We start from the raw sequence: 7,126 nt of genomic DNA on the forward strand, positions 1-7,126 counted from the left end.
TGAATGGTCGATGCGGAGCGCGCTGGGTGACGAACAGGGTCCGGCAGTCAGTCGGTCCGCGCTCCTCCCTCAGATACCGGCTTAGGGCTTCACCGACCTCGGCGGTGATGGGCACACGGTCATGCACTTTGCCTTTGCCGCGCACAGTCAGTTCGCCTGAACGCCAGTCGATATCGTCGAGTTCGATCCTGGTGATTTCCGGCGCGCGAAGCCCAAGCCGTGCCATGATCAGGAGCATCGCATAATCGCGAACGCCGTGCCGGGGATTTCGGCGAACCCAGTCAAGCACGGCTTCGACGCCTTCGGGCGACAGATGTCGGGGAAGGCGCTTGTCGCGAGCCATCGCTGCTTTGGGCACGCTTAGGGCAAGGTTGGTCGCGGTGACGCCTCGTGCGAACAGGTACTGGAAGAACGTGCGCAGATGCGTCACTGCACTCTTGTCTCGGTATGGCCGCCCCCGCGACAGCAAGTGTTGAACGAACCCGACGGCGTCAACGGGTCGTAAACTGGTCAGGTCGAACATGTCCGCACCAAAGCGGTGGTCCATGAAGCGGTTGGCAAAGCGGAGCGTATGGTGGATGCTGCGCGGACTGAGGCCGCGCTGTTTGGTGAGATAGGTTTCGAAGTCGGCCAGCAGTTCGGCGCGGGCGACCTCAGCGGGAGTCGGTGCAACCGGCTTGGCAACGCATATCTCGATCAGGTGCGCAGCGAATTTGCGCCCCAGGCTGTAAAGGCGGATCGTTCCTGTTCTCTGCGGCTCTGCTGCCCGACCCAGCTTTTCCGCAAGATCGGGCGTCAATGCCGATGGTGCAATGCCAGCCTCATCCATTGCCAGTCCAAATCTGCGGATCAGATTTCGGTATTCTTTGATCGTGGCGTGTTTGTAGTTCGCCTCGGCAAAGCAGCGCATGAAGCTGTCGATGTACGGCTCAATGCAGGTTTTGGTGATTATCGTCATGGTTTTCGTGCTCCATAGGGTTGGAGCGCGATCCGGGCCTTGTCGTCGCCCTGACTGCAAGATTATCAGTTGTGTTGGTTTCAGATATGCGGAGTGGGCATGAAGCAGAAGACCAAGGTTTTGGGTGATGCAGCCGTAAAGGCGTTGATCGAGAAGTACGACTGCCCGGTGCCATTCCACGAAGTGCGCACCCGGCTTCTGGGCAATATCGCAACCCCGGAGCTATCGGCCTCGCCCTTGCAGATGATTCAGGATTTATGGGGCGGTGAGTTGCCCGTGTTCGACAGCGTGGACGAAGCCAACGAATTGATTGGTGCTCTGATCGACGGCCTTTGGAATGGGCTGACCCGGCACCAGAAGCGTAGTCAGCCATTCAGGCTGACACGTGTGTCGATGGACCCAACTGCTGCAAATCTCGGACACTACGGGCTGATCCGTCTTGAGGAACTGGATGGCTTCATCGAAGGTCTGTTCAACGGTCATGATATCATCGATCTACCCGAACGTGCTCATGGCGCGATCGGCCAACTTGCCGAGCTCCGTGCGATGATGGGCGGTATCTGCGAACTCGTGGAACGTGACCCCAATGCGGATGATCGCACCCAGCTTGACACGACATTCAAGCACCTGCGCGAACTGACCAAAATCATGGAGACCGAAATCCACGAGACTGTGCTGGCTTGCACTCGTGCACGGCGACAGATGCTTGAAGGCATTCTCACCGAGAAGCCGACGGTGCATTGATCCAATGTCCGAGGAACGTCTCCGCGAGAAGCTGCGCAAGATCGAAGCTCTCTATGCCGGCGCCACGACCGCCGGCGAGCAAGCCGCCGCAGGTGCCGCTGCGGAACGCATTCGCCGCCAGTTCGCAACGGCCAGCAAACAAGAACGTGCCGAGGAGTTCAAGTTTTCAATTTCTGACCCCTGGTCACGACAGCTCTTCATCGCTCTGTGCCGCCGCTATGGCATCAAGCCATTTCGCTATGCGCGCATGCATCGTCAGACGGTGATTGTTCGCGCGCCAGCGAGTTTCGTTCGGATGACGCTATGGCCAGAGTTCGAGGAACTGAGCCAAGCCCTGACCTCGCATCTGGATGAAATCACGCAGAAGATCATCAGAGAAGAAGTGCACGAAGCCACGCAGGATGCGGAAGAAGTGAGCGAACCGCGTCAGTTGCGCTGAACGTTCCCACATTCCAGCGGATTACCTCCCAGGCACCAGGAATATGCCGAAGCGGCACGTCACCAAATCGCGGAAACACGAGATCCTACGATGCCATGCGGCATAATCCGGGTTACGGCATTATGAACCGTCTCGTGGCAACGCGTGGACGCATAGTGATCCATGCTGCGGAAGGCCGTTCGGTTCGGCAGCTGGATATGATCGAAGGTCGGTGTGAAGTAGGCTTGGTTTCCGCCATGGCGAACGTCGGCAGGGATTCCCGTGAAGAAGGCGTCGATCGCCGCCTGCCGCTCGGACGGGATCAGAGGCTGCTCCGGTTCGTCAGAGGGGTAGAAATAGGCTGGAAGACCGTCGATCTGATCGGCGTTGAACACGATGTAATGGCGCAGGAACCGGATGCTCCGCTCCACTTGCTTGCCGGTTTCGGGGTGCTCCTCACGCTTCTTGAACGAGGAATAATAAACCGAAAGCGCGCCGGTTTGACCCTTGCGGACGTGCCCGCCTAGCGTTTCCGCCTGGCGCCAGGTCATCCAGTAACGCGAACGATAACCCTGGGCATCGCCGAGCGCCCAGAGATAAAGCGTATTGATGCCCTGATACGGCGTGCCGCAATGACGCAGCGGGCGTCCGCCCGCCCCGTTCAGCCGCCAGGGCCTCGACCAGGGCGGAACACCCTCCTCGAGCTTGCGGATGATGAGGTCGGTGATTTCGGCGGCGACATCGCGGCTCGTGCGTTTCGCAAGGGACATGGCGCTTCTCCGTGCGGAAGGGGAAAAGGCCGCCGGCACGGGACCACGCGCCGGCGGCAAGGCATCCAGGAGAAAGCGGCGTCAGGCCGCGAGAGCGTCCTGATCGGGCGATTCCGCTTCGATTTCGCAGGCACCGGACACTGTCTCGTCGACGCCAGCCACGCCAACCTCTTCGGCATCCTCGGGCTCGACGATCGCCTGCTCTTCAGGATCGCCTTCGGCGGGTTCGAGATCGTCCGCCTCGGTCTTGTCGAGGAAGCGCATGGCGTCGGGCACCCAGGCAAGCGCCGCGTCCCGGACCTCGGGCTCGACGATCGCTTCGCCCGCGAAGAGCTTCGCGCACGATTCCGAGATCTCCGACTTCTTCATCGTCGCGTGGCGCGCGGTCAGCGCCGCGCCGCCGACATCGGCGAGCAGCGTCAGGATCGAGCCCTTGCTGATGCGGTCGAAGAAGTTCTCGGATGTCGGCCGCCACCAGCTTGCGACATCGACATCCATGATCGTCGCCAACCGGTTGTGGAGCGGACACTGCTCGGCGCGGTAGCTCGCCTTCGCTTCGAGCGACATCGCCACGATGTAGGCGAGCCAGGCCGCCTTGCTGTCGTCGTCGAGCGCCCGGAACGCCTCGAACCGGTCGACCTCGGACTTGTGCTCCAGCCAACTCGCATCGAGCCCGTCATGGGCTTCGGCGAGATAGCCCCGCGCGCGGGTCGTCGGCTGGTCGCCACTCACCGGATCCTGCGGCGAGCGAGCGCGAATGGTCGAGCCATAGGCGCTGAACGTGCTGGCGCGATCGTCAATCATGACGAAGAGCGCATAGTCGAGCGCCAGGGCCGGATGGCTGAGCAGGGTCGCTGCGAGCACGTCGCGCCGCTGCATCGCCAGCTCATCGTAGAGCCGGGCGCTGAGCGGCTTGCCGCCCGGGGCGATCGCTTCGGGCGGCGGAGCAGGCGGCGTGTAGCTGCCGCCCGGGCCGGTCGAACCGCCACCGCCGGCACCATCGCCGTGGTCGTCCTCGCCGTTTTCATCAGCGCCGCCGATGCTGACCGGTTCCTCGCTATAATATTCGGTGTCGAGGACCATCTCGCCTCTGGGCGTCAGCTTGAGAAACGCGCCGACGAGCGGCTTGATCTCGTCAGGCAGCACCGGCGGGATGTTGTGGAGCGCGTGTTCTTCCTCGGACAGGGCATCATATTCCTGGTCGAGCGCCTTGTAGGCATCCTCATCGATGGTCTCGTCATCCATCTCCTCGGCGATGGCTTCCTGCCGCTGTGCAATCGCATCGAGGCGGGCCAGCTGCGCCTCGGTGAAATCAGGCTGCGGCAGGATCACCCGGTAGAGGCCGGTCGCCGCGCTATGCGTGTAGTTCGACGCAATCGGCCGGATCCAGGCGAGACCGAGTTCCTCGCCGATCCGCTTGGCTTCCGCTTCCATGATGTCCGCGGCGAGCCGCTGCGCGATCTCGGGGTTCACCCACTTGTCGCCGCTGTCGCTGAAAAGGTCGCGGTCGATCTTGCCGCCAGCCTCGGCATAGCGGTCCTCGCCGACCAGGATCGCGACCGGATCGGTCGACTTCATCGTTTCGTTGGCGATGACGCGGCGGATAGTGTCGGCATTGGCATAGCTGGTGCCGTAGCTGTTCCAGACGAGAAGCTGCTTCTCCTGGTTTTCGGTCGAGGCATAGGCCTTGGCGACGTCCAGCGTGATGGTGCCTTCGCTCAGCGCCTCGAAGATGGGCTCGGCCAGGGTCGCGAGCCGCAGGCGGCCCTCGACGAACCGACGGGTGAGGCCGAAGCGCTTGGCGACACCGTCGATATCATTATTGAGACCGATGAAATACTGGAACGCGCGGCATTCCTCGGCAGGCGTCATCTTGAGCTGATGGAAGTTGGCCGCGGTCGAGGTCTCGGACAGGGTCGCCTCGTCGCCGACGAGAACCTTGACGGGAACATCGTAGGTTTCAGGGTCGATGGTGCCGCGCTCGGCGAGCATGAGCAGACCGCGCAGGCGGCGACCGCCATCGAAGACCTCGAAAGTGCCGCGCGGCTTTTTCACAGGCGTGACGAGCAGGTTCTGGAGTACGCCGCGAGCTTCGAGATCGGCGGCCATCTGCGGTATTTCCAGCAGGTCGTCGGGCCGCCTGCGGACATTGATGGGAGAAAGCGTAAGCTTCGAGAGCTTAACGGTCGTGGTCATCGGAGGAACTCCTTCTGGCATCCGGATCAGCCCGGACACCAGCATCACTCCCCCTTCCCTCTCGAACCCCGGGGCGCCCCGTGGGCGTGGCTTTTTTCCGCCGGACAACCTACATTGTCTTCTCTTCCGGCCTCGAAAGAATATGATCTGCGGTGACCTCCACGACGCTCCGTTTGAACATGCCGCAATGGCAGGGTGGCGATGAACCCGCCTATAGCTTTGGTTCCGAATTGTTGCGCTGGCTTGCCCCGCCGCATGACGGCCCCGAGGAAACCGTGGCGGTTCCGGAACCGGACGGAAGCTCCCCGCCGGTTAGCCGTGGCATCAAGTGGTGCGCCGCCCTCTTGTCTCAAGCAAGAGCGGCGCGCGAAGCCATCGAGCGGCATGCGCCCGATCGGATCGTGACGCTTGGCGGCGACTGCCTGGTCGATCTTGCGCCGATGGCGTATCTAAGCCGCAGATATGGTGAAAAGCTGGGCGTTCTCTGGCTCGATGCCCATCCCGACGTGATGAGCGCTGCCGAGTTTTCGCACGCCCATGCCCATGTGCTTGCCCTGCTGCTTGGCCGGGGCGACGAGGCTTTCACGGCAGAAGTGCCCCGCAAGCTGGACGCCCGGCGTGTGATGATCGCCGGCATGCAGGGATGGAACGCGGATGAAGACCTGATCCTGAAGGAACTGGGCATCCGGCATATCCCGCCAGCCGTCCTTGCTGACAGCAGCCGGCCGATCCTCGACTGGATCGAGACCGAGGGAATCACGCATCTTGCGGTACATTTCGACCTCGATGTCCTCGATCCGGCTCATTTTTCTCCGCTGCTGTTCAACAGGCCGGGCATGCCGGAGGGGGCCTTCGATGGAATAGAGCAAGGCCGTATGCAGCTGGACCAGGTGGTGCGCCTGTTGAAAGAGATCGGCGCGGCAGTGGATATGGTTGGCCTTGCCATCGCCGAACATCTGCCATGGGACATGCTGCGCCTGAGAAACAGCCTTGCCGAGTTACCCATCATGAAATCATGAAACTCACTGTGGGCTGAAACCGCCCCGAGTTTCGGAATACCAATGGCGCACCACTCGCGAAGCTATCCTCGCCGCTTTGGACACGCCCTCCCCCCGATCTCGAGGTAAACGTCGTCACCGCTACGCGATGCTTCACAATCTGAATGTGACGGACTTCTCCTGTGAGAGCGGCGCTGACCGCCGATGAGACGTCATTAGAGGGTGTCAATGACCAACGAAACCCGCAGTGCCGACTGTTTCGGTGACATCTCGTGCTTGATGCAGAATGCACACCAGCTGCGCTTCGTCATTCAGGATCGGAACGGACACCGTCTGCCAATAGCGCTCGAGAAACCGGCCATCGGAACCCCGCAGGTCATAGCGCTGTGCTTTCATGGCATGCTGGCGCCGTCCCTGTGCCGCGATGCGGATGGAATCAAACAAGCCTGCGACGCCGGTTGCATCCTCAAGATCCGGATTATCCGGAAAGACGTCAAAGAGCCTTTCTCCGGCCACTCTGCTGCGCTCGGTATAGGTGATGGCAGTATGCGCATCGTTGACGTCGAGGATTCGCATACCAGCCCTCGGATCGATGATCATCGTAGGCTGGGTAGAGGTCTCCGTCAGGCGTTGAAAAAGGCTCCGATCACATGATGATAGCGCGCCAAATTCAATAGGATATCTCTGCACGCCAAGTGCGGCGGCGTTGAGCAATGCAAGCTCGCGTTGAATTGAACGGATCTGCTGCAGCAGATAGCTGCGCTCGGTGTCGGCAACGTCTGCGCCCAGGCAGGCCCTGAATTTCTTCAAGTTTTCGTGCAGGATGAAGCGTTGCACATTACCCCCTAAGGTTTCAATTGTGCCTCGGATCTATGAACTTCTCCGGTCCCGAGAAGTTTCCCCGACTCGCTGGCATCTGCAACGCAATAAATACACTGAATGACCTCTGAGCACAGGAACGTCTCCGAGCCATAGTGGGTAAAGGATGACCACATGATTCGCCCAGCGAATGTCTGTCTGGGCCTTGTGAATGGCGGCGGCG

6 protein-coding genes and 1 pseudogene are annotated in these 7,126 nt (G+C 61.1%); 3 read left to right on the top strand and 4 right to left on the bottom strand.

The window, feature by feature from the left end; all coding sequences use genetic code 11:
• On the bottom strand, nt 1-958 hold a 958-nt coding region (locus RLDS_RS32135; protein ID WP_021224601.1), incomplete at its 3' end, for a tyrosine-type recombinase/integrase.
• Nucleotides 959-1,057: 99 nt separating this feature from the next.
• Between RLDS_RS32135 and RLDS_RS32140 the strand changes: the two genes are divergently transcribed.
• Together RLDS_RS32140 and RLDS_RS32145 are read left to right on the top strand one after the other, a co-directional pair.
• Nucleotides 1,058-1,702 carry a hypothetical protein gene (locus RLDS_RS32140; RefSeq protein WP_021222981.1) on the top strand — a complete coding sequence of 215 codons (645 nt, stop codon included), beginning with the start codon at nt 1,058-1,060 and terminating at the stop codon, nt 1,700-1,702.
• 4 nt (nt 1,703-1,706) lie between these two features.
• Nucleotides 1,707-2,141 carry a hypothetical protein gene (locus RLDS_RS32145; protein ID WP_020818720.1) on the top strand — a complete coding sequence of 145 codons (435 nt, stop codon included), beginning with the start codon at nt 1,707-1,709 and terminating at the stop codon, nt 2,139-2,141.
• A gap of 122 nt (nt 2,142-2,263) precedes the next feature.
• Here the strand turns inward: RLDS_RS32145 and RLDS_RS32150 are convergent.
• Nucleotides 2,264-2,890, bottom strand: a pseudogene (locus RLDS_RS32150) (ArdC family protein); the annotation flags it as partial.
• A gap of 81 nt (nt 2,891-2,971) precedes the next feature.
• Nucleotides 2,972-5,086 (bottom strand): ParB/RepB/Spo0J family partition protein, encoded by a 2,115-nt coding sequence (locus RLDS_RS32155; RefSeq protein ID WP_020819396.1) that lies wholly within the window; start codon nt 5,084-5,086, stop codon nt 2,972-2,974.
• Between the two features lie 152 nt (nt 5,087-5,238).
• On the opposite strand from RLDS_RS32155, the gene RLDS_RS32160 reads away from it, so the two are divergent.
• Nucleotides 5,239-6,105 (top strand): arginase family protein, encoded by an 867-nt coding sequence (locus RLDS_RS32160; RefSeq protein WP_021222983.1) that lies wholly within the window; start codon nt 5,239-5,241, stop codon nt 6,103-6,105.
• Nucleotides 6,106-6,309: 204 nt separating this feature from the next.
• Here the strand turns inward: RLDS_RS32160 and RLDS_RS32165 are convergent, their stop codons facing one another.
• Entirely contained in the window at nt 6,310-6,921 is a 612-nt protein-coding gene (locus RLDS_RS32165; RefSeq protein WP_020819394.1) for a PAS domain-containing protein, read from the bottom strand.
• Nucleotides 6,922-7,126: the final 205 nt, after the last annotated feature.

This window comes from Sphingobium lactosutens DS20 (assembly GCF_000445105.1).
Taxonomy (GTDB): Bacteria; Pseudomonadota; Alphaproteobacteria; order Sphingomonadales; family Sphingomonadaceae; genus Sphingobium; species Sphingobium lactosutens.